The 26,550-nt window shown below is 62.9% G+C and carries 24 protein-coding genes and 1 pseudogene; 18 read left to right on the plus strand and 7 right to left on the minus strand.

What is annotated here, in order from left to right; translation table 11 throughout:
* The first annotated feature begins 12 nt into the window (after window positions 1-12).
* From atpD to lepB, 3 genes are all read left to right on the plus strand, one after another.
* Window positions 13-1,590: a F0F1 ATP synthase subunit beta gene (atpD, locus tag E5X88_RS15060; protein ID WP_292162503.1), complete on the plus strand. Its 1,578-nt coding sequence runs from the start codon at window positions 13-15 to the stop codon at window positions 1,588-1,590.
* Window positions 1,591-1,700: 110 nt separating this feature from the next.
* Entirely contained in the window at window positions 1,701-2,108 is a 408-nt protein-coding gene (locus E5X88_RS15065; RefSeq protein WP_292162505.1) for a F0F1 ATP synthase subunit epsilon, read from the plus strand.
* A gap of 95 nt (window positions 2,109-2,203) precedes the next feature.
* A complete protein-coding gene (gene lepB, locus E5X88_RS15070) occupies window positions 2,204-3,163 on the plus strand; it encodes a signal peptidase I (RefSeq protein WP_292162507.1) in 960 nt (319 codons plus the stop codon).
* Between the two features lie 50 nt (window positions 3,164-3,213).
* Here the strand turns inward: lepB and E5X88_RS15075 are convergent, their stop codons facing one another.
* Window positions 3,214-4,698 carry a mannitol dehydrogenase family protein gene (locus E5X88_RS15075; protein WP_292162509.1) on the minus strand — a complete coding sequence of 495 codons (1,485 nt, stop codon included), beginning with the start codon at window positions 4,696-4,698 and terminating at the stop codon, window positions 3,214-3,216.
* Window positions 4,699-4,875: 177 nt separating this feature from the next.
* On the opposite strand from E5X88_RS15075, the gene uxaC reads away from it, so the two are divergent.
* The 9 genes from uxaC (at window position 4,876) to recQ (ending at window position 14,301) form a co-directional block, all read left to right on the plus strand.
* Window positions 4,876-6,285, plus strand: coding sequence for a glucuronate isomerase (gene uxaC / locus E5X88_RS15080; RefSeq protein ID WP_292162512.1), 1,410 nt, complete (start codon window positions 4,876-4,878; stop codon window positions 6,283-6,285).
* 32 nt (window positions 6,286-6,317) lie between these two features.
* A complete protein-coding gene (locus E5X88_RS15085; protein WP_292162514.1) occupies window positions 6,318-7,295 on the plus strand; it encodes a TRAP transporter substrate-binding protein in 978 nt (325 codons plus the stop codon).
* 104 nt (window positions 7,296-7,399) lie between these two features.
* Window positions 7,400-7,927: a TRAP transporter small permease gene (locus E5X88_RS15090; RefSeq protein ID WP_292162554.1), complete on the plus strand. Its 528-nt coding sequence runs from the start codon at window positions 7,400-7,402 to the stop codon at window positions 7,925-7,927.
* A gap of 2 nt (window positions 7,928-7,929) precedes the next feature.
* Entirely contained in the window at window positions 7,930-9,210 is a 1,281-nt protein-coding gene (locus E5X88_RS15095; RefSeq protein ID WP_292162516.1) for a TRAP transporter large permease, read from the plus strand.
* A 9-nt stretch (window positions 9,211-9,219) separates the two neighbouring features.
* Window positions 9,220-9,996, plus strand: a complete 777-nt coding sequence (locus tag E5X88_RS15100) for a FadR/GntR family transcriptional regulator (protein ID WP_292162517.1) — start codon at window positions 9,220-9,222, stop codon at window positions 9,994-9,996.
* A 14-nt stretch (window positions 9,997-10,010) separates the two neighbouring features.
* On the plus strand, window positions 10,011-10,868 hold the full coding sequence (gene kduI / locus E5X88_RS15105; RefSeq protein WP_292162518.1) for a 5-dehydro-4-deoxy-D-glucuronate isomerase: 858 nt from the start codon (window positions 10,011-10,013) through the stop codon (window positions 10,866-10,868).
* A complete protein-coding gene (gene kduD / locus E5X88_RS15110) occupies window positions 10,865-11,632 on the plus strand; it encodes a 2-dehydro-3-deoxy-D-gluconate 5-dehydrogenase KduD (RefSeq protein ID WP_292162520.1) in 768 nt (255 codons plus the stop codon). The genes kduI and kduD overlap by 4 nt, the downstream gene beginning before the upstream one ends.
* Window positions 11,633-11,659: 27 nt before the next feature.
* Window positions 11,660-11,998 carry a cupin domain-containing protein gene (locus tag E5X88_RS15115; RefSeq protein ID WP_292162522.1) on the plus strand — a complete coding sequence of 113 codons (339 nt, stop codon included), beginning with the start codon at window positions 11,660-11,662 and terminating at the stop codon, window positions 11,996-11,998.
* A 467-nt stretch (window positions 11,999-12,465) separates the two neighbouring features.
* On the plus strand, window positions 12,466-14,301 hold the full coding sequence (recQ, locus tag E5X88_RS15120; protein ID WP_292162555.1) for a DNA helicase RecQ: 1,836 nt from the start codon (window positions 12,466-12,468) through the stop codon (window positions 14,299-14,301).
* A gap of 21 nt (window positions 14,302-14,322) precedes the next feature.
* Here recQ and E5X88_RS15125 read toward each other — a convergent pair whose 3' ends face one another.
* The 5 genes and pseudogenes from E5X88_RS15125 to E5X88_RS15145 all read right to left on the minus strand — a co-directional run bounded on the left by E5X88_RS15125 (window position 14,323) and on the right by E5X88_RS15145 (window position 19,587).
* On the minus strand, window positions 14,323-14,541 hold the full coding sequence (locus tag E5X88_RS15125; protein WP_292162525.1) for a hypothetical protein: 219 nt from the start codon (window positions 14,539-14,541) through the stop codon (window positions 14,323-14,325).
* 222 nt (window positions 14,542-14,763) lie between these two features.
* Window positions 14,764-15,665: pseudogene (locus E5X88_RS15130) on the minus strand (alpha/beta hydrolase).
* Window positions 15,666-15,793: 128 nt separating this feature from the next.
* Window positions 15,794-16,822 carry an alcohol dehydrogenase AdhP gene (adhP, locus tag E5X88_RS15135; protein WP_292162526.1) on the minus strand — a complete coding sequence of 343 codons (1,029 nt, stop codon included), beginning with the start codon at window positions 16,820-16,822 and terminating at the stop codon, window positions 15,794-15,796.
* Window positions 16,823-16,938: 116 nt separating this feature from the next.
* Complete coding sequence (locus E5X88_RS15140) at window positions 16,939-18,330, minus strand: NAD-dependent succinate-semialdehyde dehydrogenase (protein WP_292162527.1); 1,392 nt, start codon at window positions 18,328-18,330, stop codon at window positions 16,939-16,941.
* A gap of 354 nt (window positions 18,331-18,684) precedes the next feature.
* Complete coding sequence (locus tag E5X88_RS15145) at window positions 18,685-19,587, minus strand: LysR family transcriptional regulator (RefSeq protein ID WP_292162557.1); 903 nt, start codon at window positions 19,585-19,587, stop codon at window positions 18,685-18,687.
* A 115-nt stretch (window positions 19,588-19,702) separates the two neighbouring features.
* Here E5X88_RS15145 and E5X88_RS15150 point away from each other — a divergent pair, with 115 nt between their 5' ends.
* The 5 genes from E5X88_RS15150 to E5X88_RS15170 all read left to right on the plus strand — a co-directional run bounded on the left by E5X88_RS15150 (window position 19,703) and on the right by E5X88_RS15170 (window position 24,139).
* Window positions 19,703-20,443 carry an SDR family oxidoreductase gene (locus E5X88_RS15150; RefSeq protein ID WP_292162528.1) on the plus strand — a complete coding sequence of 247 codons (741 nt, stop codon included), beginning with the start codon at window positions 19,703-19,705 and terminating at the stop codon, window positions 20,441-20,443.
* 68 nt (window positions 20,444-20,511) lie between these two features.
* Window positions 20,512-21,414, plus strand: coding sequence for an SDR family oxidoreductase (locus E5X88_RS15155; protein ID WP_292162529.1), 903 nt, complete (start codon window positions 20,512-20,514; stop codon window positions 21,412-21,414).
* 268 nt (window positions 21,415-21,682) lie between these two features.
* Window positions 21,683-22,672 (plus strand): Tim44 domain-containing protein, encoded by a 990-nt coding sequence (locus E5X88_RS15160; protein WP_292162558.1) that lies wholly within the window; start codon window positions 21,683-21,685, stop codon window positions 22,670-22,672.
* A gap of 226 nt (window positions 22,673-22,898) precedes the next feature.
* Entirely contained in the window at window positions 22,899-23,483 is a 585-nt protein-coding gene (locus E5X88_RS15165) for a TetR/AcrR family transcriptional regulator (protein WP_292162531.1), read from the plus strand.
* Between the two features lie 80 nt (window positions 23,484-23,563).
* The gene (locus tag E5X88_RS15170) at window positions 23,564-24,139 is read left to right on the plus strand and encodes a DUF308 domain-containing protein (protein WP_292162532.1); all 576 of its coding nucleotides are present in this window, start codon (window positions 23,564-23,566) and stop codon (window positions 24,137-24,139) included.
* Window positions 24,140-24,611: 472 nt separating this feature from the next.
* On the opposite strand, the gene E5X88_RS15175 is transcribed toward E5X88_RS15170, so the two are convergent.
* Window positions 24,612-25,505, minus strand: coding sequence for a LysR family transcriptional regulator (locus E5X88_RS15175; protein WP_292162533.1), 894 nt, complete (start codon window positions 25,503-25,505; stop codon window positions 24,612-24,614).
* 152 nt (window positions 25,506-25,657) lie between these two features.
* On the opposite strand from E5X88_RS15175, the gene E5X88_RS15180 reads away from it, so the two are divergent.
* Window positions 25,658-26,311: a hydrolase gene (locus E5X88_RS15180; protein ID WP_292162535.1), complete on the plus strand. Its 654-nt coding sequence runs from the start codon at window positions 25,658-25,660 to the stop codon at window positions 26,309-26,311.
* The last annotated feature ends 239 nt before the right edge of the window (window positions 26,312-26,550 follow it).

Genomic DNA, 26,550 nt, shown 5'->3' on the forward strand with positions numbered 1-26,550 from the left:
AGGGTAAAGACGATGGCGAAAGCAGCGACCCCCCAGAAGGCGGCCCCGAAGACCGCCGCGAAGGCGGCAGCACCGGCAAAGGCAGCTGTAGCGAAGGCCGCTCCGGCCAAGAAGGCGGCCGCGCCCGCCAAGGCTGCCGCGGCGAAGGCGCCGACCGTTGCCATCAAGAAGACTGGCTTGGCGGGCAAGGTTCGCCAGGTCATCGGCGCCGTTGTCGACGTGCAGTTCGGCGAACATCTGCCGGCGATCCTGAACGCGCTGGAGACGTCCAATGTCGGCAATCGCCTCGTGCTCGAGGTGGCCCAGCATCTTGGCGAGAACACCGTGCGCTGCATCGCCATGGACTCGACCGAAGGTCTGGTTCGCGGCCAGGACGTCTATGACACTGGCGCGCCGATCACCGTGCCGGTCGGCCCGGGCATGCTCGGCCGCATCATCAACGTCATCGGCGAGCCGGTCGACGAGGCAGGGCCGGTCGACGGCATCGAGATGCGCTCCATCCACCAGCCGGCTCCGAGCTATGTCGAGCAGTCGACGGAGGCGCAGATCCTGGTCACCGGCATCAAGGTCCTCGACCTGCTTGCGCCCTATGCCCGCGGCGGCAAGATCGGCCTGTTCGGCGGCGCCGGCGTCGGCAAGACCGTGCTGATCCAGGAACTGATCAACAACGTCGCCAAGGCGCATGGCGGCTTCTCGGTGTTCGCCGGCGTTGGCGAGCGCACCCGCGAAGGCAACGACCTCTATCACGAGTTCATCGAGTCCGGCGTCAACAAGAAGGGCGGCGGTGAAGGATCCAAGGCGGCGCTCGTCTATGGCCAGATGAACGAGCCGCCGGGCGCGCGCGCCCGCGTCGGCTTGACCGGCCTGACGGTCGCCGAATATTTCCGCGACCAGGGCCAGGACGTGCTGTTCTTCGTCGACAACATCTTCCGCTTCACGCAAGCGGGCTCCGAAGTGTCGGCACTGCTCGGCCGCATTCCCTCGGCCGTGGGCTACCAGCCGACGCTGGCCACCGACATGGGCGCGCTGCAGGAGCGCATCACGACGACGACCAAGGGTTCGATCACCTCGGTGCAGGCGATCTACGTGCCGGCCGACGATTTGACCGACCCGGCGCCGGCGACCTCCTTCGCCCACCTCGACGCGACGACCGTGCTCAACCGCGCGATCTCGGAAAAGGGCATCTATCCGGCCGTCGACCCGCTCGATTCGACCTCGCGCATGCTCGACCCGATGGTCGTTGGCGAAGAGCACTACCAGGTCGCCCGTCAGGTGCAGTCGATCCTCCAGCGCTACAAGTCGCTGCAGGACATCATCGCCATCCTGGGCATGGACGAGCTGTCGGAAGAGGATAAGCAGACGGTGGCCCGCGCTCGCAAAATCGAGCGCTTCCTGTCGCAGCCCTTCTTCGTCGCCGAAGTGTTCACCGGCTCGCCGGGCAAGCTGGTCGACCTCGCCGACACCATCAAGGGCTTCAAGGGCCTCTGCAACGGCGACTACGATCACCTGCCGGAAGCTGCCTTCTACATGGTCGGCGGCATCGAAGAGGCGGTCGAGAAGGCACAGCGCCTGGCGGCCGAAGCGGCGTAAGCAAGCGAATAAGAAGCGAATAGCGAAGAGGGAGTAGCGAATAGGGCGTATGAGCAGGCGAAGTTCCTTGGACTATTCGCTGCTCGCTATTCCTTACTCGCTAAATTGGCATGGCTGAAGCTTTCAAATTCGAACTGGTCTCGCCGGAGCGCCTGCTGGTTTCCGAGCAGGTCGAGTCCGTCGTCATTCCGGGCGCCGAAGGCGAGATGACCGTCATGGCTTATCACGCGCCGGTCATGACCACGATCAAGCCGGGCGTCGTCACGGTGAAGACCGCGGAAGGCAAGGAAGAGCGCTACGTCGTGTTCGGCGGCTTTGCCGACATCGTTCCTGCCGGCTGCACGCTGCTCGCCGAATCGGCGGTAGCCGTCGGCGACATCGACCGCGCCGACCTTACCCGCCGCATCCAGGAAGCCAGGGAAGACGTCGCCGACGCTAAGGACGACCAGACGCGCAGCAAGGCCGAACAGTTCCTTAGCCAGCTTACTACGCTGGAAGGCGCCATTCTGCCGGCTTGATGCGAAGATCAGCCCGGCAATTGCGAAAGCGAGGCTTGCCTCGCTTTTTTGTTTGATGGACAGTCCTGCCTTGTTTGCCTTGGGGGCGGTAGTCTGTGACGGAAGAAACAAAGTCGCGATCCAGATGGTCGGCGGCCCTGGTGTCGGTCTTTGGCGGTCCGTTCGGCGGATTTCTTTGGATCGGAAGCGGCAAGCTGGCTGTCATAAGCTTGGTCTTAACCATCGTTGTGGGTATCGCTCTTTGCTGGATCGGATTTCCGGTGCTGTCAGGCAAGGACCTTTCTGGGCCGGCTAATCTTTCAAGTGTCGGCTTGGCGATCTTGTCAGTGGCGCTGGTCGTGCCCTTTGCGCACCGATTCAAGCCGGACAAATGGTATGGGCACGGGCTTTCGGTACTGGCGCTAGTCTTTATGACGTCTTATCCGGTCGCCTTCGCAATCCGCTCGTTCTTGTTTCAGTCTTTTTCGATGCCGTCCAACAGCATGGTGCCGACGCTGGTGGACGGGGACTATTTTTTCGCCTCCAAGTTCGCATATGGCTACTGTCGATACAGCGTCCCCTTCGGACTGTTGCCTGTCGACGGTCGCGTCTTCGGCGTCGCGCCGCAGCGGGGAGATATTGTCGTGTTCAGGCTGCCGTCCGAGCCCAGCACAGACTACGTCAAAAGAGTCATCGGTCTTCCGGGCGACAAGATTCAGATGATCGGTGGTTTACTCCACATCAATGACGTGCCAGTTCGGCTGGAAGAGATCGGTCCCTATTCCTCGGATGACACAGGGCCGGCCAAACAGCAGCGGGAGACTTTGCCAAATGGAGTTTCTTACTTCATTGTCAGTCTGACGGATGGGTCGGTTGGTGACGATACGATGGCCTGGACCGTGCCGGAGGGCCATTACTTCATGCTTGGCGACAATCGCGACAACTCCAGCGATAGCCGCTTCCGCGTGGGAATGGTCCCCTTCGAAAACCTGGTCGGCAAGGCCGTGCGACTGTTCTGGAATTCAAAAGGCAAAGACTATTCTTCTCGGCAAACGCTGGACGGTCAGGGCAAATAGGCTCACGCGTTAGTGCTTCCACCGCACGCATGACTGCGCGCAGTTCTGCCTCATGGCTTTCTATTTCCAATGCCCAGCGCTGCGAAAGCAGCAGCCACTCCGCCCTGTCGCAGATGTTCGAGATGGACCGCCGCAAGTTCAACCAGCGCCTGGCGTTCGGCAAAATCCTTGGCAAAGCCGGCTAGGTCGAACACCGCCGTCGCCATTTCACCTGCCGGCAGGTGCCGGCCGGTGAGTGCAGCCAGGGCAGAGTCGAGCGGATCGGTGAAATGGTTTTCGGGCAGGGTTCTGCCGCGTGCCTCGCAAGCGGCGATCCAGGCGGCGGCCACCAGCATGAGATGTTTTGGCGTGACGCCGGTCTCGATACACTCCACGGCGGAGGCAACGATGCGCTGCGGCAGTTTCTGGCTGCCGTCATTGGCGATCTGCGCCGTGCGGTGGGCAAGTGCGGTGTTCGAATAGCGCTTGGCGAGCTGGCTCGTGTAGTCGGCCGTGTCGAGCCCGGCGTCTTTCGGCAGCGTCGGGATGGCCTCGGCCCACAATCCGTCGACGAATTGCCGGATCGTCGGATCGGCGAAGGCGCGGTCGACCGTCTCATGGCCGCTGAGCAGGCCGAGATAGGCGATCGCCGAGTGCGAGCCGTTGAGCAGGCGCAGCTTCATGTCCTCGAATGGCCCGACATCACCGACCATGGTGACGCCGAACTTTTCCCAGGCCGGCCTGCCCGCCGGGAAATCGTCTTCGACCACCCATTGGCAGAACGGCTCGGTCATCACCGGCCAGGCGTCCTCGACCCCCAGCTGGCCTGATATCCGCGTCCGGTCGGCGTCGGTGGTCGCCGGCACGATGCGATCGACCATGCTCGACGGAAACGCCACCTCGTCGGCGATATGGCGGGCGAGATCAGAATTCCGCAGCGCGGCGAATTCGACCAGCAGCCGGTGCAGCGTGGCGCCGTTGGCCGGAAGATTGTCGCAGCATAGTACGGTGAACGGCGGGATGCCGGCGGCGCGGCGGCGCGCAAGCGACTCGGTCAGAAACCCATGTGCCGTTCGCGGCATTTGCGGGTTCGCCAGGTCATGGACGATGTCGGGATGGGTTTTATCCAGCCCGCCACCCGCCGCCCTGAGATAGGCCTTTTCGGTGATCGTCAGCGTAACAATACGGGTGCGTGGATCGGTCAGCGCGGCCAGCACCGCGCCCGGATCTTCCGGGGCCACCAGCATCGACAGGATCGAGCCGACAACGCGCAGGCTTTCGCTGTCGCTGCTCCTGACCGCCAGCGTGTAGAGCCCGTCCTGCGGCGCCAGCGCGTCGCGTGTGTCGGCACTGCGCAGCGAGACGCCGACAATGCCCCAATCCGTCTCTCCCGCCGCCAGGCAGTCGTCGACATAGGTGGCCTGATGGGCGCGGTGGAACGCGCCGACGCCGATATGGACGATGCCGGGCACAACGCGGTTACGGTCGTATCCGGGGACCGCGACCGAAGCCGGCAATGCCTGCCGCGTGCTGTTGGAAAGGCGTCTGTCTGTCATTGTGCGACGGGTCTGATCGAGATCGTGCCTGGGACCTGGCGGCATGCGGCGTAACATCCGTTTCTTTCCCGCACAATGGGCTGACGTTGCGCAAAAGTCATCATACAAAAATCCATTTTTTGTATGTTGACATTATTTCTTGCCGACCCTACCGATGGCCGGGTTGGGAGGAACGACGTGGCCGCATTGACCGATCCGGATTTGCTGTTTCCGTCCGAGGCGCGTCCGCTCTCACTCGCCCGCGATCTCTACGCAGCCGTCAAGGACCTGCCGATCGTCAGCCCGCACGGCCACACCGATCCGCGCTGGTATGCGCTCAACGAGGCATTTCCCGATCCGGCGCAATTGCTTGTTGTGCCGGACCACTACGTCTTCCGCATGCTGTTCAGCCAAGGCATCCGCCTTGAGGATCTTGGCGTTTCAACCCGGGACGGTTCGTCGGTGGAGAGCGACGGCAGGACGATCTGGCGTCGCTTCGCCGAGCACTATTATCTGTTCCGCGGCACGCCGACCCGGCTGTGGTTCGACCACGTGCTTGCCCATCTGTTCGGCATCGACGAGCCGTTGAGCGCCGAGACGGCGGATCGGCATTACGATACGATCGCGGCGCTGCTGCAGCGTGAGGATTATCGTCCCCGCGCTCTGTTCGAGCGCTTCAATATCGAGGTCATCGCGACGACGGAGGCCGCGCTCGACGATCTCAACTGGCACAAGGCGATCCGCGACAGCGGCTGGCAGGGCCGTGTCGTCACCGCCTACCGGCCGGATTCGGTCGTCGATCCCGACTTCGAAGGCTTTTCGGCCAATCTCGATCGGCTCGGCGACATCACCGGCTGCGACACCGACACCTGGGCCGGCTATCTCGATGCGCATCGCCAGAGACGAGCCTTCTTCAAGAGTTTCGGCGCGACCGCGTCGGATCACGGCCATCCGACGGCGGAGACCGCCAATCTGTCGGATGCCGCCGCGCAGGAGCTGTTCAATCGCATCCGCCGGGGCTCGGATGACGAGCGCGAGCGAAGACTGTTTCGCGCCCAAATGCTAACCGAGATGGCCAAGATGAGCCGCGACGATGGCCTGGTCCTGCAGATCCATCCTGGCTCCTGGCGCAATCATTCGCCTTCCGTCTTCCAGAGGTTCGGCAGGGACAAAGGGTTCGATATCCCGACCCGAACCGATTATGTGACGGCGCTCAAACCGCTGCTCGACTGCGTCGGGCTGGAGCGCGACCTTACCATCATCCTCTTCACGCTCGACGAGAGCAGCTATGCGCGCGAACTGGCGCCGCTCGCGGGCGTCTACCCGGCGCTGAAACTCGGGCCGGCCTGGTGGTTCCACGACAGCCCGGAGGGCATGCGCCGGTTCCGCGAAATGACCACAGAGACGGCCGGCTTCTACAACACCGTCGGCTTTAACGACGACACCCGCGCCTTTCCATCCATCCCGGCTCGTCACGATGTGGCGCGTCGGGTCGATTGCGCATTTCTTGCGCGTCTCGTCGTCGAGCACCGGCTCCGCGAAGACGAGGCGCATGAGCTGGCGCAGGAACTTGCCTATACGCTTGCGAAAAAGGCGTACCGGCTCTGAGCCGGGCGTCAGGTCTAAAAAGGGAGGAAGTCATGCTGCATTTTTCCAGACTGGCGGGAGCTACGCTGCTTGCCGCTGCACTGATGGCCGGAACGGCAAGCGCCCAGACGGTCCTGCGCTCGTCCGACACGCACCCGGACGGCTATCCGACGGTCGAGGCGGTCAAATATTTCGGCGAGCTTGTCAAGGAACGCACGGCCGGCCGCTATGCGGTCGATGTCTATCATTCCGCGCAGCTCGGCGAGGAAAAGGACACGATCGAGCAGGTGCGCTCCGGCGTGATCGACCTCAACCGCATCTCGATGGCGCCGTTCAACGGGCTCATCCCCGAAACCACCGTACCCTCGCTGCCCTACATCTTCCGCTCGGAAGACCATATGCACAAGGTCATGGACGGAGCGGTCGGCGACCAGATCGCGGCGGCGTTCGAACAGGTCGGCCTGGTGCTGCTGGCCTTTTATGACGGCGGCGCGCGCTCCTTCTACAATTCGAAGAAGCCGATCAACTCCGTAGCCGATCTAGCCGGCATGAAGTTCCGCGTCATCCAGTCCGACATCTTCGTCGACATGGTGGCGGCACTCGGCGCCAACGCGACGCCGATGCCGTATGGCGAGGTGTATTCGGCGATCGAGACCGGGGTCATCGACGGCGCGGAGAACAATTTTCCGAGCTACGACACCGCCAAGCATGCGGAAGTCGCCAAGTTCTATTCGCTCGACGAGCACACGATGGTGCCGGAAGCTTTCGTCATGGCGAAGTCGAGCTGGGACAAGCTGACGCCGGAAGACCAGGCGATCTTCAAGGCGGCCGCCAAGGAAAGCGTCGCCAAGCAGCGTGAGCTGTGGGCCGCCAAGGTCAAGGAATCGCGCGCCAAGGTCGAGGCGGCCGGTTCGCAGATCACGACGCCGGACAAGCAGCCCTTTATCGACGCGATGGGTCCGGTCTACGAGAAGCACGTCAAGGACGACAAGCTGAAGGCCATGGTCGAGGCCATCAAGGCCGTGCAGTGATCAAGCGGCGGCGCGGGACACTCCGCGCCGCCATCCTCTTCAGGAGAGAGCCGGTGACCTCCAGCCCAGAACAGAGACCGCCCCTGTCCGGCATCGCGCGCGTGATGTCGCGTGTCAGCACGGCGGCGCTGTGGATCGCCGGCATCGGGCTGGTGCTGATGACCGCCTTCGTCGCCTGGCAGGTGTTCGGCCGCTATGTTCTGAACCGCTCGCCGAGCTGGACCGAGCCGGGCTCGGTGATGCTGATGAGCTGGTTCATTTTCCTCGGCGCTGCCGTCGGGGTACGCGAGAACTATCACCTTGGCTTCGACGTCCTGCTCTACGTGCTGCCGAAAGGCGGCAAGCGTTGGCTGAGGATGATCTCGGACCTCGTCGCGCTCGCCTTCGGCATCGGCATGATCTGGTATGGCAGCCAGCTGGTCGCATTGACCTGGGGTGCCACCTTGCCGTCGCTCGGCATATCAGGGGGCTGGGACTACGTCCCGCTTGTCGCGGGAGGCGCGCTCATCGTGCTTTTCACGCTGGAGCGTATCGTGCTTCGCCTCTCCGGCGCGCCGATCGACGATGCGCTCGATGAACTGCCGCCGGCGGAAGTCGCAGCCGAACTCGACACGGCGAATGTGAAGGTCTGATCATGGAACTCTGGATTCTCTTCGGCGTCTTCACCCTTCTGATGCTTATCGGCACGCCGATCGCCTTCTGCCTCGGCGTCGCAAGCTTTGCCACCGTCCTCTACATGGGCCTGCCGCCGCTTATCGTGTTCCAGCGCCTGAATTCCGGCATGAGCGTCTTTTCGCTGCTGGCTATTCCCTTTTTCATCTACGCCGGCGACTTGATGGTGCGCGGCGGCATCGCCAGCAAGATCGTTGCCTTCGCCGGCTCGCTCGTCGGCCACATGCGTGGCGGCCTCGGGCAGGTCAACATCGCGACCGCTACGCTGTTCGGCGGCATTTCGGGCTCCGCTGTGGCAGAAGCAGCGGCGGTAGGCGGACTGATGATCCCGCAGATGAAGGCGCGTGGATATGGAGCGGATTACGCGGTCAACGTCACGTCAATGGCGGCGCTGATCGCGCTGCTCCTGCCGCCGTCGCACAACATGATCATCTACTCGATCTCGGCAGGCGGAAAGATCTCCATCGCAGACCTGTTCACGGCCGGCATCATCCCGGGCCTGCTCTTGGCCCTGGCACTGATGACCACCGCCTATTTCGTGGCGCGCTCCCGCGGCTATCCGACCGAGCCGTTTCCGGGCTTCACCGCCGTCGCGCATCTCTTCGCGGTCGCGGTGCCCGGCTTGCTGCTGATCGCGATCATCTTCGGCGGCGTGCGATCGGGCATTTTCACCGCCACCGAGAGTTCCTGCATCGCCGTCATCTATGCGTTGCTCGTTACTGTCCTGGTTTACCGGCAGATGACCTGGGAAGGTTTCGTTCATGCCACCCATGGTGCCGTGCGCACCACGGCCATGGTGCTGCTCATCATCGGCATGGCGGCGGCGTTCTCGTGGTTGATGGCCTTCCTGAAAGTGCCGGCAGCACTCATAGCCTCGATGAACGCGATCTCGGAGGATCCGCTGGTCGTGCTTCTCCTGCTCAACATCTTGATGCTGTTTCTCGGCACCTTCATGGACATGGGGCCGACGATCATCATCTGCACGCCGATCTTCCTGCCCGTGGCACAGGCCTACGGCGTCGATCCGGTGCACTTCGGCGTCATCATGATCCTCAACTTCGGCATCGGGCTGAACACGCCGCCGGTGGGCGCAGTGCAGTTCGTGGCGTGCGCAGTGGGCAAGATATCCGTCTGGGAAGCGATGCGCTCGATCTGGCCATTCTATGGGGCAGGCCTCGTGGTGCTGGGGCTCGTCACTTATATTCCGGCCATCTCGCTATGGCTGCCGAGCGTCTTCAAATAGGGGTTGGCAATGGCATCGGATACGGCGACCAGCCTGAAGGTGGAACGCAAGCCCAAGCTGTCGGAGACCGTGGTCGCGGCGATCCGCAAACAGTTGCAGGCGGGCGAGATCCAGCCGGGTCAAAAGTTGCCGACAGAGGGCCAGCTGACCGACACCTTCGGGGTCAGCCGCACCGTCATCCGCGAAGCGCTGGCCAAGCTTGCCGCCGACGGTCTGGTCGAGCCGCGCCAGGGCGCCGGCGTCTTCGTCACCGAGCATATTTCGACGATGTTCGGCGCGCTTGCCGCGGACATGGGCAGCAAGGATTCGATCGCGCTCAACGTGCTCGAGGTGCGCCTGGCGATCGAGATCGAATCCGCCGGGCTGGCCGCCATCCGTCGCAACGCCGCGCAGGAAGCGGGGATCCAGGAAGCCTTCTTCGAGTTCGAGCGGCTGCTCTTGAACAGCGAGCCGACAGGCCCGGCCGACCTTGCCTTCCACCGCGCGATCGCCAGCGCCACCAACAACCCGTTCTATGTCGAGATGCTCGACGTGCTCGGCCGGCGCGCCATTCCTTGCGACGTGACATCGCCGTGGTCCACCGAGCTCGCCCAATCCGACGTCTATCAGCGCGGGCTGCAGCGCGAGCATCTGGTGATCCTGAACGCCATTACGGCAGGCGATGCCGAGGCCGCCCGCGAGGCCATGCGCGCGCATCTCACCGCCAGCCAGCAGCGCTATCGCGAGCGCTTGCACGCTCGCCAGGTTTTTTATGCCGACTCGGTCAGGGCCGCGGCAACCGAATGATCAATGAGGCAGTAATGAATCAGACCGACAATCACACGGACTTCACCTCGCGCTTCGCCATCGACCCTGTTACCGCCGCGGCGATGGGGACGGACGAGCTTCGCCATAATTTCCTGATCGAGGGCCTGTTCCAGCTCGGCCGCATCGGCCTGACCTATACCCATTACGACCGCATGATCGTCGGCGGCGCCATGCCTGCCGGGACAGCGCTTCCACTGCAGGCGATCAAGCCGACCGGGACAAAGAACTTTCTCGATCGCCGCGAAATGATCGCCGTCAACATCGGCGGCGCCGGCATCGTGAAAGCCGGTGGTCAGTCCTACGATCTGCAGGCGCGCGACATGCTGTATCTCGGCATGGGCGCCAATGAGGTGTCGTTCGCCTCAGTCGATCCAGTCAAGCCGGCTAAGTTCTATCTGCTCAGCGCGCCGGCGCACCAGAGCCATCCCAGCCGGCTGATCCGCATCGGCGACGCCAAGCGGCTCGACCTCGGCAGCCAGGCGACCTGCAACGAGCGCTCGATCTTCCAGTTCATCCATGCCGAGGGCGTGAAAACCTGTCAGTTGGTCGTCGGCATGACCCAGCTTGCGTCAGGCTCGGTCTGGAACACCATGCCGTGCCATGTGCATGACCGGCGCATGGAGGCTTATCTCTATTTCGACATGCCGGAGGCGGCGCGCGTCTTTCATTTCATGGGCGAGCCGGACGAGACACGCCATCTCGTCATGCGCAATGAAGAAGCGGTGCTGTCTCCGGGATGGTCGATCCATTCGGGCGCCGGCACGTCCAACTATGCCTTCATCTGGGCGATGGCCGGCGACAATGTCGACTATACCGATGTCGATCCGGTGGCGATGGAAGACCTGCGGTGAGCGACCTCTCCGCCTTCAGCCTGGTCGGCAAGCGCATCCTCGTCACCGGCGCCAACACCGGCATCGGCCAGGGCATCGCCCTGTCGATCGCCCGCGCCGGCGGTGCGGTGATCGGTGTCGGCCGTTCGGAACTGGACGAGACCGTGGAAAAGATCGCGGCGGCGGGCGGGCACTTCGAGGCGGTGCGCTGCGATCTCGCCGATCATGCCGTCGCCCAAGCGATGCTCGATCGCATCTGGGACGAAACCGGGCCGCTCGACGGGTTGGTCAACAATGCCGGCATCATCCGGCGCGCAGATGCCGTCGATTTGACGCAAACCGATTGGGACGACGTCATGGACGTCAATCTGAAGACGGTTTTCTTTCTCAGCCAAAGCTTCGCCAAGCACGTGCTTGCCGATCCCGGACGGCGCGGCAAGATCGTCAACATCGCCTCTGTACTGAGCTTCCAGGGTGGCATTCGCGTCGCCTCCTACACCGCCTCGAAGCACGGCGTGCTCGGCATCACGCGGTTGCTCGCCTGCGAATGGGCGTCGAAAGGCATCAACGTCAACAGCATCGCGCCCGGCTATATCGAAACCAACAACACGCAGGCGCTGCGCGCCGATCCGGACCGCAGCGCCGCCATCCTGGCGCGTATTCCGGCCGGGCGCTGGGGCGAGCCGGAAGACATCGGCGACGCGGCTGTCTTCCTGTTGGCGCCGGCGTCCAACTACATGCATGGCGCCGTGGTGCCGGTGGACGGCGGCTGGCTGGCGCGATGAGGGGAAAGGCGAGATGAGGATCTGGCGATGACCGGAACGAGGATTTTTGCGCATGCCGGCGAGGGCGCATGGACGCCGACCCCGGACGGCAATCGCAGGCGCGTGCTGCTGCATACCGACGAACTGATGATGGTCGAGTTCGGTTTCGACAAGGGCGGTGTCGGTGCGCTGCATTCGCACCCGCATGTCCAGGCGAGCTACGTCGCCGAAGGCCGCTTCGAGGTCACCATCGACGGTAGGACCGAAATCCTGGAAACGGGAAGCAGCTTCATTGTCCCTTCCAACCTGGTGCATGGCGTCAAGGCGCTCGAGGCCGGGCGCCTGGTCGACAGCTTTACGCCGCATCGCGCCGATTTTATCGACTGAGGCTGCGCGAACGCAGGTCCTTGCGCCGCAGTTTATGCCCGGTCCGAAGAGCAGGACCGCGTGTTTGCGCCGCTTCCTTCCAGCATAGCAATCCTGAAAACGAAAGGCCCGCGCCTCCGGAGAGGCGCGGGCGTGTTGCCTGGGCGCTTGTGGCGCCGCGGTACTCAAAACATCACCGCAGGGCCTGAACCTGCCGAATCATGATGAAGATAGGATTAACCGCACCGAGCCGACGCGATATTCACAGCCAAAGCGAATAGGGGCTGGAATCACGGTACCATATCCGCCAATGAGGGGGTGTTCCTTCAGGCGGTGCCGAGGGGACAGGACTTGAGGGGCGTACGAATGTTCGAATCTGCTGTCCAGGAAATCACCTGGCGATTCGCCAGGGACCTTCGGCTGGTCGTGTCGCCGCTGGTCGTTCCCACGCTGCCTTTTCGGGCGGCGCCGATCATAAAAATTCCTTGATGCAGGTGTCGGTGGCGAACGTCCCGGCGCAGGATCCCAAGCGGCGCGTCTTGAAGGACGTGTTCGGCTTCGATGATTTTCGTCCCGGCCAGGCTCCTGTGATGGATGCACTGCTGGCCGGGCGTCACGTGCTGGCTGTCATGCCGACCGGCGCCGGCAAATCGCTTTGCTACCAGGTCCCGGCGCTGGTTATGGGCGGGCTCACCATTGTCGTCTCGCCCCTGGTGGCCCTGATGCAGGACCAGGTCGCCGCATTGCGCCTTGCCGGGGTGGCGGCCGATACGATCAATTCCTCACTCGACCGCGATGCCAATGTCGCCGCGTGGCGCCGTGTCGCGGCGGGCCAGACGCGCCTGCTCTATCTTGCGCCCGAGCGGCTCATGACCACGCGCATGCTCGAGGCGCTGGCCAGGCTCGATATCCGGCTGATCGCCATCGACGAGGCGCATTGCATCTCCCAATGGGGCCCGGCGTTCCGGCGCGAATATGAAGAGCTGTCGCGGCTGCGCGGCATTTTCCCTGATGCGCCGATCATTGCGCTGACGGCGACAGCGGACGAGGCGACGCGCACCGACATCGCCGCACAGCTGTTCGCCGGCAGCGTCGAAACCCTGGTGCTGGGTTTCGACCGGCCGAACATCAAGCTTGGCATCGAGGCCAAGCAGGACAGCAAGCGCCAATTGCTGAGTTTCGTGCAGCGCCATGCCGGCCGCAGCGGGATCGTCTATTGCCTGTCGCGCAAGAAGACGGAAGAGATGGCGGCGTTCCTCGAACGGAACGGCGTGCGCGCGCTCGCCTATCATGCCGGGATGAGCAAGGAAGCGCGCGAGGCCAATCAGAACAGCTTCATGACCTTGTCCGGCGTGGTGATGGTGGCGACCATTGCCTTCGGCATGGGGATCGACAAGCCTGATGTCGCCTATGTCTTCCATACCGATCTGCCGGGCAGCCTAGAGGCCTATTATCAGGAAATCGGGCGCGCGGGCCGCGACGGACGGGCTGCCGAGGCACATATGCTCTTCGGTCTCGGCGATATCCGCATGCGCCGGCTTTTCATCGAGGACGAGGGCGCGCCGGCGGAGCATAAAAGGCGCGCGCATGGCCGGCTCGATACGCTGATCGGTTATTGCGAGACGGCCCAGTGCCGCCGCCAGATCCTGCTTGGTTACTTCGGCGAACATGCTGCGCCTTGCGGCAATTGCGACAACTGCCTTGACCAGACGCCGCGCGCGGATGGCGAGGCGGAGGCAGGGGTCATCCTCGCGGCCGTCGCGCAGACCGGCGAGCGCTTTGGCGCTGCCCATATCGTCGATGTTCTGCGCGGTCATGAAACCGAGAAGGTTCTGGCCAGAAACCATCACAGGCTTGCCAGCTTCGGAACCGGCGTGGCGCACAAGAAGGATGTGTGGCTGTCCTTGATTCGCCGGCTCGTCGCGGGAGGGTTTCTGATGCCGGATCCTGGCGGCCATGGCGGCCTCGCCATCGCCGAAACGGGTCATGCGCTCCGTCGTGGCGAGGTCCCGTTCCAGTATCGTGTCGAGGTGCGGAGCCGCGCCTCGCGCGCCAAGTTGCGTTCCGATCAGGCAGGCACGGAAGACCTGGATACCGCGCTGCTGGCCACGCTCAAGGCGGTGCGGCTGCGTCTCGCCCGGGAGCGCCAGGTGCCGGCTTTCGTGATCTTCTCCGATCGCACACTGATCGATATGGCTGAACGCTGCCCGCGCGACCTGGACGCCTTCGCCGAAGTGAATGGCGTCGGCGCCGCGAAGCTCAGGGAATTCGGCGAGATTTTTCTGGGCGCAATCGCCGCGCACCAATCCGCTGCATCCGGCTGAAGACCCGCCCCGGCGTCGCGGTTAGCACTTGCTTCGCCTCACCGCTGCAATGGCAGCCTGCTGCTGCCGCAACTGCTCGATTTTCGCGCTCTGGCGGGCGGTGACGGTCGTGGCGACACGGCGGGCTCCCCATAGCCAGCCCGGAATGTTGGTCTTGGCGACTTTGCCCCGGGTGATCGCTGTCGCCGACATCTCCTTGGCGACCTCGCCCATGGCCACGTTGAGTTCAACGCAACTCATCCTGTCGTATTTCGCGGTATCAAGGGATGCGTGAAAGGGCGATGCGCAACCGCCAACAAACACGAGGCTGCATATCAGAGGCCTGGCTGTAGAGATCGCCTTCATTTCTTACCAAGCATGTTTGACGCCGGATAGGCGATACCAGAGATATCCCGGATCGCCGAACGTTCCCGAGATCCGTGCAACTTACGCCTCTACACTATCCTCACTCTGTCCCGCGCGTCATTCCCCTATTTCGCCCTCGAAGAATCCTAGGAGAGCTGCTGCGGTCTGGCGCGGGTGCTCTTCCGGGAAGAAGTGTCCGCCTGGGACGGGGCGTCCTTCAACTCTGTCGGCCCATTTTCTCCAGATAGCCAGCGGTCCGCCTTCCTCCGCGTACCAGTTCTCCAGGCCGCCCTCGCCACTCCATAGCGCCAGCAGCGGACACCCGATGCGACGGGCGTTTGCCTGGTCCAGCGCATCATGTTCACGATCGACCGTGGCGGCGGCGCGGTACTCTTCGCAAATCGCATGAACATGAGCGGGATCGCGAAGCGCATCGACATAGGCGTCCCTGACGTCCGCGGAAAACACATCCGCGGTCGACCCCCACTGGGCAATCGCATTGTCGACGACGGCATCGGGCGCCGCGCCTACCAGTCGCTCCGGCAGAGGCTCCGGTTGCGCTAGAAGGCTCCACGGCCAGAAGCCGAGAGCCAGTCTGGCGTCCGCCCTATCCCACGCGGCGGCGGTGGGGATGACGTCGAGGACCGCGACTTTGGAGATTTCATGGGGATGGTCGAGTGCCAGGCGATAGGCGACCCGCCCGCCGCGATCATGCCCGGCAACCATGAACCGCTCAAATCCTAACCGCTTCATGACTTGAAGCATGTCGCGGGCCATGGCGCGTTTGGCATATGCGCTATGATCGGCGGAGGAGGCCGGGCACCCGCTTTGCCCGTAGCCTCGCAGGTCGGCGGCTACACTGTGAAGTGGGGCGCCAATGCTGTGGCGATATCCCTCCACATCAGATGCGTTTCTGGAAAACCATGAAGCAGCAGCAGCGGCGGACCCGTCCCGCCGACCCTTGCGAAAATGGTCGTGTCGTCCAGTTGCAAACTGGTCGCTTTGAAACCTGAAAACACCGTTCGTCTCCTCGGTGTGCCTCACCGCGACAACGCACAACGTGCCGGAAGGATCACGACCATCTGCCTTGTCTGGAGTCGAGGCGCGGTTGCGGAGCCGGTCACCGTTCGCCGAACGACAGGGACCACTACCCCTGGAAATCGAGCACGATGCGTCCTTGAATGTCGCCGTGATGCATCCGGGTGAAGACGTCGTTGATGTTTTCGAGCCTGTCCGTCGCGACGGTCGCCTTGACCTTTCCTTCGCCGGCAAAATTCAGGGCTTCCTGCAGGTCGAGGCGGGTTCCGACGATCGAGCCGCGTACCGTCACGCCGTTGAGCACGGTGTCGAAGATCGACAGGGGGAAATCGCCCGGCGGCAGGCCGTTGAGCGACACCGTCCCGCCGCGGCCGACCATGCCGAGCGCCTGCTCGAAGGCCTTGGGCGAGACGGCGGTGACCAGCACACCCTGGGCGCCGCCCACTTCCTTCTTCACAAAGGCGATCGGATCGGCCTTGCGAGCGTTCACGGTCAGCGCGGCGCCGAGCCGGCTGGCGAGGTCAAGCTTGTCATCGTCGATGTCGACCGCGATCACATTGAGGCCCATGGCCTTGGCGTACTGGACCGCCAGATGGCCGAGGCCGCCGATACCAGAGATAACCACCCAATCATCCGGTTTGGTGTCGGTGACCTTGAGCCCCTTGTAGACCGTGACGCCGGCGCAGAGGATCGGCGCGACGTCGACGAAGCTGACATTGTCGGGGAGATGCCCGACATAGTCGGGGTCGGCGAGCACATATTCGGCGAAGCTGCCGTTTACGGAATAGCCCGTGTTCTGCTGCTCCTGACAGAGCGTTTCCCAACCGCCGAGGCAGTGCTTGCAATGGCCGCATGCGGTGTAGAGCCAAGGTACGCCGACGCGGTCACCCTCCCTGACGTGCCGGACGCCCGCGCCGACCGCGACGACGTGCCCCACACCCTCGTGACCCGGGATAAAGGGAGGCTTCGGCTTGACCGGCCAGTCGCCGTCAACGGCATGGAGGTCTGTGTGGCAGACGCCCGTTGCGGCGATCTTGACGAGAATCTGTCCCGGACCGACGGTCGGTACCGGGACCTCTTCGATTATCAGTGGTTGGCCGAATTCGCGGACGACCGCCGCCTTCATTGTCTTTGCCATTGAAACCTCCTGGGTTGGCTGAATTGGATTGGAGAATTGTTTGAGAACCCGTCGGGCGTTCCGCTCAGCGGCAGACCATGCCGCCGCCGGTCAGGATCGCCTGTCCGGTGATGCGGCTAGAACGGGGCATCGATATCGACGACGTCGATAAGCTTGTGGTTGACGAACTCCTTGATGCCGAGACCAAGCAGCTCGCGGCCGTAGCCGGAGCGCCGGACGCCGCCAAAGGGAAGATCCGCCTTGACCATGGTCGGGTGGTTCACAAACACCATGCCGGTGGAGATCTTCTTGGCTACTTCTGCACCGTGCGCGGGATTCGAGGTGAAGACCGAGCCGCCAAGCCCGAAGGGGGAATCGTTGGCAATGCGCACGGCGTCGTCCTCGTCCTTCGCCCGAAACACCATCGAGACAGGCCCGAAGAACTCCCAATAACGAGCCGGATTGTCCTCGCCGACCTCCGTCAGGATCGTCGGCTGGACGAAAGCGCCCTGGTTCGGGACGCTGGGGCCGATCTCCTGCGCCTCGGCGCCGAGGGAGACGGCCTGGCGGATCTTGTCCCTGATCTCGTCGGCCGCGCCCTGCGAGGAGAGCGGGGCAAGAGTCGTCTTCGGATCGAAGGGATCTCCGGCAACCAGGCCTGCAACGCCTTCCCGGTAGCGGTCCAGGAACGCGTCATAGACCTCGTCGACAATGATCATGCGTTTGGACGAGACACAGACCTGTCCGCCGTTCCAGTGGCGCCCGAAGACGGCCCAGTCGACCGTCTTTTGCATGTCCGCATCAGCCAGCACGACGAAGGCGTCGGCGCCGCCGAGTTCCATCGTCGACTTCTTCAGCGCCTTGCCGGCCTGCGACGCACTGATCGACCCGGCGCCCTCCGAGCCGGTCAGCGCCACGCCGTGAACACGCGGATCGTTGAGGATGAGCTCGATCTGCGAGCGGGTGGCGTAGAGGTTCTTGAAAGCGCCATCGGGAAGGCCAGCTTCCTTCATCAGTGTTTCGAAGGCAGCCGCGCTTTGCGGCACGTTCGAGGCATGCTTGAGCAGCATCGTGTTGCCGGCGGAAAGCTGCGGCGCGATGATGCGGGCGATCTGATAATAAGGAAAGTTCCAGGGCTCGATGCAAAGCAGCACGCCGAGCGGTTCGTGCACCAGGAGCGCCTTGCCCTCGGCCGCGCGCGCAACAGGCAAGGCTTCAGGCGCGAGCAGCCTCTCGGCATTGGCGACGTAGTACTCAAAAATCTCCGCCGAAAGCTCGACTTCGGCTTTGGCCTCGGAGAGAAGCTTGCCCATCTCGGTGGTCAGGATGCTGGCATAGGCCTCCGCATCCTTCCGCAGAAGGTCGGCAGCCTTCTGCATCACCTTGGCGCGCTCGGCGAAGGAGGTTTCGCGCCAGGAAAGAAACGTCTTGTGCGCGCCCTCGATTGCTTGCGCCACCTCCGCATCCGTGGCGTCCGGGAAGGTTCTCAGCACTTCGCCGGTATAGGGATTTGTCGTTGCATAGGCCATGATTGGCTCCTTTGTCGATTGCAGTTCGTCTTGGTCAGCGAGGGGCCGACCATGGCCAGCCGGCACGATTGCAGCCCGCTGCGCACCTTTCAGCGCTCTCTGAGAGTCGATATCTTGATGGTCATGACTTTGGGGCGTCCGTGGTGGTCGGCGTCGAGGCGCTCATCATCAAGGCCCGCACGGCGATCCGCTTTGATTCAAATCATGTCGTGTTTCCACGCAGACGATCACCCCGCTCGAAGCTGGATGTTTGCCGATCGGCATGGCCTTGGTATTGCCCGAAGGCTTGTTCCGTCAGCGCCCGATCGTTTCAGGCCGACATACGGAGAGGCGTCGGTCCGGTATGCCTCGGCGTCATTCAGCTGGTGCGGTCCTGTCGCGGAATTGCTGCGCCACCCAGTCGATGAACACCCGCAAACGCGGCGACAGTTGGTGCTTGTGCGAATAAAGCGCGTGAACCGGCAGCGGTGTCGGTGGAAAGTCGGACAGGACTTCGACAAGGGAACCGTTTGCCAGTTCCGAGACGACACGATAGCGCGGCACCTGGATCAGCCCAAGGCCGAAGCACGCGGCGGCGACGTTCGTCTCCGGGCCGGTCACCGACATCATGGCAGGTAGCGTGATGCGATGCACTTTCCCTTTGATCTGGAATGCCAGTGGGATGACCTCGGTCGTGTCGGGAGCAAGCAGCCCGATCATTTCGTGGCCGTCGAGATTCTCGGGTGTTTCCGGGGTGCCAAGCCGCCGGAGGTAGTCCGGGCTGGCAAAGGTGCCGCGCTCCAGCGTCGCCAGGCGTCGCTTGATCAGGGAACTGTCGGCTAGCTCGCCCGCTCTCAAAATACAATCGAACCCCTCCCGGATCAGATCGACGGGCTGGTGCGCTTCGCTGAAATGCAGGCGGATGCCGGGGTACATCTCGCGAAAGCGTGGCAGGCCGGGCAAAAGGAAGTGCCGCGCTTGCGTGCCGTGCACGTCGACGCGGATGAGGCCTGACGGTTTGGCGCCGACGAAGGCGCCCTCGGCATCCTCCATATCGGCGATCAGGCTGATGCATCGTTGGTAATAAGCCTCGCCATCCAGTGTCGGGCTGACCTGGCGGGTGGTCCGCTGCAGCAGCCGGACACCAAGCCGCACCTCCAGTCCCTGCACGGCGTCTGTGACGGATGAACGCGGCAGACCGAGGTCATCGGCGGCTTTGGTGAAGCTCCTGCGCTCGACGATGCGGGTGAAGACGCGCATGGCGTCGAAACGATCCATTGTACGACCTGTCGGATAGTGATGCCAATTATGCATGATTATCTCATCAGGCGGAAGATGCATCCTGCCTTCATCGGGAGCCACAACGGCGCCGACGAGATGAAGGAGACAGACAATGACCAATCAAGCACAGAAAGTCGCTATCGTGACGGGCGCCTCCGGCGGTATCGGCGCAGCTGTTGCCGAACGCCTCGGCAAGGACGGTTTCACTGTTGTGGTGAACTATGCCGGCAACGCCACTTCGGCCGAGGCGGTGGTTGCCAAGATCGAGGCAGTCGGTGGGCGAGCTGTCGCCGCGCAGGCCGATATCTCCGATGCGCAGGCCGTACGCCGCATGTTCGACTCTGCCGAGACCGCCTTTGGCGGCGTCGACGTGCTGATCAACAATGCCGGCATCATGACGCTCGCGACGATCGCCGACAGCGACGATACGCTGTTCGACCGCCAGATCGCGATCAACCTGAAGGGCACGTTCAACACCTTGCGCGAGGCGGCCAAGCGTCTTCGCGACGGCGGCCGGATCGTGAACTTCTCGTCCAGCGTCGTCGGGCTGCTTCAGCCGACCTATGGCGTCTATGCCGGCACCAAGGCCGCGGTCGAGGCGATGACCCCCATTCTTGCCAAGGAACTGCGTGGCCGCAACATCACCGTCAACGCGATAGCCCCCGGACCGACGGCTACCAAGCTCTTCCTTGACGGCAAGCCGCAGGAGGCGATCGACCGCCTTGCGAAGCTGGCACCGCTGGAGCGTCTCGGCCAGCCCGAGGATATCGCCGCCGCCGTCGCCTTCCTGGTCGGGCCAGACGGCGCCTGGATCAACGGCCAGACCCTGCGCGCCAACGGCGGAATCATCTGATCTCCGGCTGGGCCAGCATACCGAAATCCATCCATCCAACGTTCGAACCTTTCGAAGGGATCGTTACCATGTCCAAGCAAATCATCCTCGTCACCGGCGCCTCGTCAGGCTTCGGCCTTATGACAGCCAAAGCCCTGGCCGAAGCTGGCCACACCGTCTATGCCTCCATGCGCGAGACCGACGGCCGCAATGCGCCTCGCGTCGCCGAAGTCGTCGTCTGGTCGAAGGAGCATGGCATGGACCTGCGCACCGTCGAACTGGATGTCCAGTCCGACGCTTCCGCCGAGAGCGGTATTGTTCATGTTCTGAAGGATGCTGGCCGCCTCGATGTCATCGTCCACAATGCCGGGCATATGGTGTTCGGCCCCGCCGAGGCCTTCACCCCGGATCAGTTCATCCAGCAATATGACGTCAACGTGCTTGGCGCGCAGCGCGTGAACCGCTCCGCGCTGCCGCATATGCGCGGCCAGGGCAAGGGCCTCCTGGTCTGGGTAGGGTCATCCTCGACGCGCGGCGGCACGCCGCCGTTTCTCGCGCCCTATTTTGCAGCCAAGGCGGCGATGGATGCGCTCGCTGTGTCGTATTCGACCGAACTGGCCCGCTGGGGCATCGAGACCACCATCATGGTCCCCGGTGCCTTTACCAAGGGCACCAATCACTTCGCCCATTCGGGAAAACCGTTCGACGAAGCGCGCGTGGCGGAATATGAGGCCGGTCCCTATGCGGACGTTGCCAACCAGGCGCTCAAAGGCCTGGCCGGTCTTGAACCTGCCGATGCCGATCCCGCCGAGGTGGCTCGCGAGATCGTCCGTGTGGTGGACGCGCCGTTCGGCAAGCGCCCGTTCCGCGTCCATGTCGATCCGTCGCAGGACGGCGCCGAGATCGTCAACGGCGTCGCCGACCGCATGCGCCGCGAGATGTACCGGAACATCGGCCTGGACGATCTGCTTCACCCGCGCGTCAACGCTTGAACGGCTCATGGGAGCGGCAGAGCCTCGATGCTCCGGCCGCTCCCATCCCGCCCCATTCGGAGCTTTGGCGCCATTGCCGCGGCGGTCGTGTCCACCGCCGCCTTGGGCCATGTCTATCGGCTGGGTTGCCTACTTCACGCGTGTCTGAAGTCGAGATCGTTCCCGGGGGGATTCTCCTCGATGGTTGAATGCGCAAGTGCGTGCCACTGACATTTCGATCGGCGCACCCCATATGGGCGGGAAGAGTGTCGCTCAGGGATTTGCCATGATGATTTCGCGTTCGAGCCGGTTCGCAGTTTTGTTTGCAGGACTGTTCCTGGCCTTTTCCATGGTCGCGGCCGATCACGCCGAGGCGCGCCGTGGCGGCAGCTTCGGCAGCCGCGGCACGCGCACTTTCCAGTCGGTCCCGCCGACCAGGACGGCGCCACAGCCGGCCGCGCCGGTCGAGCGCTCGATGACGCCCGCAACGAACAATGCGGCCCGCCAGACGCCGGCTTTCCAACGACCAGGGATCTTCAACGGCCTCGGCGGTTCGATGATGCGTGGCCTGTTGCTCGGCGGCCTGATCGGACTTCTTTTGGGCCAAGGGTTCGGCGGCTTGGCTGGCATGTTAGGCCTGCTGCTTCAAGCGCTGCTGATCGGCGGCGCGATCATGCTGATCATCCGCTTTTTCCGGTCGCAATCGGCGCGCAACCAAGAGCCCGCCATGGCCGGTGTTCCGCGCAGCACGGGGAACTTCGGGCGAAGCGCGGCAGCCCAGCCCGACGCGAACAACGTCTCATCCTTCCCGATTCCAGGCATCGGGTCTGGATCTGGCGGCTCTGGATTTGGCCGAGCAGCTCCAGCCTCCGATGAAATCACAATGACGCCGGCCGACCTCGACACGTTCCAGCAACGGTTGACGGAAGTTCAGGAAGCCTTCGGACGCGAAGACCATGCCGGCTTGCGCCGGCTGGCGACCCCTGAGATGGTGTCCTATCTGTCCGAGGAACTTGCCGACAACGCGAAAAAGGGCATCAGGAACGACGTGTCGGACGTCAGCCTGCTGGAGGCCGATATTGCGGAGAGCTGGCGGGAAGATGATCGCGACTACGCCACGGCTGCCTTGCGCTACGAGTCTCACGACGTGATGCGCGATCGCGCCAGCGGCAAGATCGTGGCGGGCGAAGCCGATCGACCGACGGAAACAACCGAACTGTGGACTTTCACGCGCCAGAACGGTGGCGACTGGAAGCTCGCAGCAATACAGCAGCCCTGACTGATACACCTGGCCCTGACAGCGCAGATCTGGACACGGATGGGGCGCCCGGATTTGCAACCGGCGATCCCATAGCCATCGCCGAAATTATGGCGGGCCGAGAACAATGAAGATGCAGCTACGTCTACACCCTGGCTACCTAGTTTCACGCTACTGCTCTCTCCGTTTGTCGCTCGCGTTGCAAGAGAGGGCTTGACGGCCATCCTACCAGAAGGTAGACAAAGACATGAGCAACTTGTCCACCACCTCTGACGATATCCTGGCTTGTGCGCGTTCTCTGATCGTCGCGGGCGGCTACAACGGTTTCAGTTATGCCGACATCGCTGATGTGGTCGGGATTCGTAAGGCGAGCATCCATCACCATTTCCCAAGCAAGGTCGATCTGGTCCGAACGCTGGTTGCGCGGTATCGGGAAGAAGCTGAAGCGGGGATGGCGAATCTCGAACTTCAGGTATCCGATCCGCTCGAACAACTTCGGTCCTACGCTGGGTATTGGGAAGCCTGCATCGCGGACGCCAGCGCTCCGTTTTGTGTCTGCGCGCTGTTGGCAAGCCAACTCCCCGTTCTGCCCGCGGAAGTTGGCCTGGAGGTCCGGGCGCATTTCCGCTCGCTGTCAGCGTGGCTGACATCCGTGCTGGAGCGCGGCGCGCGGCACGGCCAACTTCAACTGATGAGTACCCCTCGCGCCGAGGCTGAAGCGTTCATGGCGACGGTTCACGGCGCGATGCTTTCGGCGCGGGCCTATGGCGATCCGAAGATATTCGGCGCCGTGACAGGCCCGCTCTTGGAGCGACTCCAGATACGGTCCTAGATCTCAAATAACCATAGCCGTGGTCCCTCCGCGAAGTTCGCCGAGAGTCAACCCTACCTACTAGTCGAAAGGACGATCCAATGACGGTTCACAGTGGCGATCTTTCTCGCGCCAGCCAGGAACAATGGCTCAAGCTCTATTACTTCGCTCGGACAGCGTTCTCGGCTGCCTGGGTGGCGGCTGCCTTTACGGTGGGACAGCACTCCTGGGTAATCGCGGCGGTTTTACTCGTGGCTTATCCTGCATGGGATGCCCTCGCCAATTTTGTCGACGCATCGCGCAGCGGAGGATTGGGACAGAATCGCACGCAGACCATAAACGTCGTGGTCAGTGTGGCGACAACGCTCGCGGTGGTTCTCGCGCTGGAAATGAGCATGAATTGGGTGCTCGGGGTGTTCGGCGTATGGGCGATCCTGTCTGGCCTGCTTCAACTCGGCACCGCAGTCCGTCGTTGGAAGAGCTATGGTGCACAGTGGGCGATGATCCTGAGCGGAGGGCAATCAGCGCTGGCAGGCACGTTTTTCATCGTGCAGGCGCGGATGCCGATGCCGCCATCCATCACAAACGTGGCCGGCTATGCCGCAGTAGGCGCCCTCTACTTCCTTGTTTCGGCGGTGTGGTTGGGCGTGAGCCAATTGCGGCGGAAAGCTATATAGGCCCGCCATCTCAAGCCATCACCGACCCGATCAGAGATGCGTCAGCCGACAGAACAGAACGACCCACTCTGTCCTTAAGGACTGGAAAGGAGACCGCGTACTTCCGTGAGCTCCGGTCCCAGAAACGGGCGTCGCTCGCTACGCTCATGATGGTTGCTCCCTCAGATCGCTTGCCTCTTTTGGCATTAAGTTAGGCATTAAGAATGGTCGGAGGCGAGTCGTGTCCGCTCAAGTCAAGCCCCGCAGAAGCACGTTCGGCTATCGCGGTGATTGGGCAGTTATCTCGCAGAATAGCGTAGAATCGGTGGGATGGCGGGCGGAGAGCGACACGTCATGTTCGGCCTGCCGCGCTGTGGAGATCCATGTCCGCCAAGCAGACCTGATTAATCTGGCGTGATGGCTAAGGATCTATCCTCGACCCCACCCGCATCGGCTGTTGTGAAGTCGGGATCGACTTCGCGCCGTTCGTGCTTTAGCGATCGGCACCCGCGAGGTGCGGACCCGGTTCGCAATACTCAACAAGCAATTCGGTGAGGACCCGTATCTTCCGTGCGGGATGTTGGCCTGGCGGGCGGATGACATATGCACCGGCCGGAGGTGGTGGATGACGTGTCATGACCTGCATGAGTGCACCGGAAGCAATATATTCATGGGTCAGGCAATCGGGCAGGTAAGCGATCCCGAGTCCTGCTGTTGCGGCGGCAACTAAAGCTATGCCGTTGTCGGCCTTGAAGCGCCCCTGTGGACGAACCGTGATGATCTTGTCGCCATCCATGAGCTGCCAGCTTTCGGTGCCCTGCATGAGAGCCTCGTGAGCGACGAGTTCCTCCGGCGTTTCGGGCGACCCATGCGCCTTGATGTAGTCCGGGCTCGCGACGAACTTCCCATAGATTGGTCCGACGCGTCTTGCGATCAGGTTGGAATCCTGAAGATAGCCAACCCGTATCGCACAATCATAACCCTCCGTGATGAGATCGACGAAACGATCACTGTAGCACGTGTGGATTTGGAGCTGGGGGTGGCGGCGCGCCATTTCCGCGAGGATGGGAGCGAAGTGAGTCAGGCCGAAAGAGAGCGGCACGGCAACCCGCAAGCGGCCGCGAAGCTCGCCGGCGGGTAGGATCGTTTCCCTGGCCACGTCGATCTCGGCACAGACTCTGGCTGCATAATCTCGAAACGTGGCTCCTGCTTCCGTGAGAGCGGCGCCCCGGGTGGTCCGTGCAAGAAGCTGGACACCAAGTTCCGCTTCAAGCCGGAAGAGCCGCCGGCTGACGATTGACTTGGAAACGCCGAGCCGGAGCGCAGCAGGCGAAACTCCCCCGGCATCAGCCACTTCTACGAAGGTCTGCAACTCTTCGATGTCCATTTAGCGTTCCCCTTTCCGCGACACAGCTTGCCATAAAAGGGTGCTACCGCATCTCGAATAGGAACGGCAATACTGGTTCCAGGCAACGTCGCCCCTGGCACATGTTTCCCGCAAAACCAATGCCGCTCACAACGGCAGCAAAGGATGTAATAATGACCTTTCGTAACGGCCTTGCTTCGCTTCTTCGTCCCGAAGACTCGGTACTCGTTCTGATCGACCACCAGCCTTACCAACTCGCGAACGTGAACAGCCACGAACCGCAGATGGTGATCAACAATACGGCGGGTCTGGCGAAGGCCGCCAAGGCCTTCGGCGTCCCCACGATCTTGACCACCGTGATCGCTGAGCGGGGTGGCCTCCTCTTCCCTCAGATCACGGATGTTTTCCCGGGCCAGGAGGTGATCGACCGGACGCTCATCAACACCTGGGAGGATCAGAAAGTGGTGGACGCGGTCAAGGCCACGGGCCGCAAGCAGTTGATCATCGCTGGTCTGTGGACCGAGGTATGCGTCGCGATGCCGACGATCCAGGCCCTCGGCGAAGGTTGGGATGTAACGGTGATCACCGATGCGTCCGGCGCCGTCTCTGTCGAGGCCCACGAGGTCGCCATCAAGCGCATGATCGCCGCTGGCGCGAACATGATGACCTGGCTGGCGCTGGCGGCCGAATGGCAGCGCGACTGGGCCCGGACCGATCAAGCCGCCAAGCTGACCGAGGTGATCACGCAGCATGCCGGTGGTAGCGGCATCGCGTTCCTGTGGGAGCAACAGCTGCTCAACACGCCCGTGCCTGCCAACGCGGGATAATCTGAGCAGGGATGATGAAGGTCTCGAACGACGCGTTGCGAAAATCTCGCTGCTTATCGAGCCTCGTTATCCCCTCCTATAGGAAGTCCGTCGATGGATGCAGTGCGGCCGGCATGATCAAAGGCTGCGCTGGGCAGACGAACCGCAGGTGGTGATCGATCTCTTTCGGGGTGAGGGCGGCAAGCTAGCTGTGAGCCTTCAGGAGGTTGTCCATTCGGCCCCGACCGAGAAAGCTGAGG

Source organism: Mesorhizobium sp., from assembly GCF_004962245.1.
Taxonomy (GTDB): domain Bacteria; phylum Pseudomonadota; class Alphaproteobacteria; order Rhizobiales; family Rhizobiaceae; genus Mesorhizobium.

Coding starts and splice junctions, on each gene's coding strand:
- E5X88_RS15065 (WP_292162505.1), top strand. CDS start 1,701: ATGGCTGAAGCTTTCAAATTCGAACTGGTCTCGCCGGAGCGCCTGCTG.
- E5X88_RS15090 (WP_292162554.1), top strand. CDS start 7,400: ATGTCGCGTGTCAGCACGGCGGCGCTGTGGATCGCCGGCATCGGGCTG.
- E5X88_RS15100 (WP_292162517.1), top strand. CDS start 9,220: ATGGCATCGGATACGGCGACCAGCCTGAAGGTGGAACGCAAGCCCAAG.
- E5X88_RS15115 (WP_292162522.1), top strand. CDS start 11,660: ATGACCGGAACGAGGATTTTTGCGCATGCCGGCGAGGGCGCATGGACG.
- atpD (WP_292162503.1), top strand. CDS start 13: ATGGCGAAAGCAGCGACCCCCCAGAAGGCGGCCCCGAAGACCGCCGCG.
- E5X88_RS15145 (WP_292162557.1), bottom strand. CDS start 19,587: ATGGATCGTTTCGACGCCATGCGCGTCTTCACCCGCATCGTCGAGCGC.
- E5X88_RS15165 (WP_292162531.1), top strand. CDS start 22,899: ATGAGCAACTTGTCCACCACCTCTGACGATATCCTGGCTTGTGCGCGT.
- kduI (WP_292162518.1), top strand. CDS start 10,011: ATGAATCAGACCGACAATCACACGGACTTCACCTCGCGCTTCGCCATC.
- E5X88_RS15160 (WP_292162558.1), top strand. CDS start 21,683: ATGATTTCGCGTTCGAGCCGGTTCGCAGTTTTGTTTGCAGGACTGTTC.
- E5X88_RS15125 (WP_292162525.1), bottom strand. CDS start 14,541: ATGAGTTGCGTTGAACTCAACGTGGCCATGGGCGAGGTCGCCAAGGAG.
- E5X88_RS15075 (WP_292162509.1), bottom strand. CDS start 4,698: ATGACAGACAGACGCCTTTCCAACAGCACGCGGCAGGCATTGCCGGCT.
- E5X88_RS15150 (WP_292162528.1), top strand. CDS start 19,703: ATGACCAATCAAGCACAGAAAGTCGCTATCGTGACGGGCGCCTCCGGC.
- recQ (WP_292162555.1), top strand. CDS start 12,466: ATGCAGGTGTCGGTGGCGAACGTCCCGGCGCAGGATCCCAAGCGGCGC.
- E5X88_RS15155 (WP_292162529.1), top strand. CDS start 20,512: ATGTCCAAGCAAATCATCCTCGTCACCGGCGCCTCGTCAGGCTTCGGC.
- E5X88_RS15180 (WP_292162535.1), top strand. CDS start 25,658: ATGACCTTTCGTAACGGCCTTGCTTCGCTTCTTCGTCCCGAAGACTCG.
- adhP (WP_292162526.1), bottom strand. CDS start 16,822: ATGGCAAAGACAATGAAGGCGGCGGTCGTCCGCGAATTCGGCCAACCA.
- E5X88_RS15140 (WP_292162527.1), bottom strand. CDS start 18,330: ATGGCCTATGCAACGACAAATCCCTATACCGGCGAAGTGCTGAGAACC.
- E5X88_RS15095 (WP_292162516.1), top strand. CDS start 7,930: ATGGAACTCTGGATTCTCTTCGGCGTCTTCACCCTTCTGATGCTTATC.
- E5X88_RS15175 (WP_292162533.1), bottom strand. CDS start 25,505: ATGGACATCGAAGAGTTGCAGACCTTCGTAGAAGTGGCTGATGCCGGG.
- E5X88_RS15170 (WP_292162532.1), top strand. CDS start 23,564: ATGACGGTTCACAGTGGCGATCTTTCTCGCGCCAGCCAGGAACAATGG.
- E5X88_RS15085 (WP_292162514.1), top strand. CDS start 6,318: ATGCTGCATTTTTCCAGACTGGCGGGAGCTACGCTGCTTGCCGCTGCA.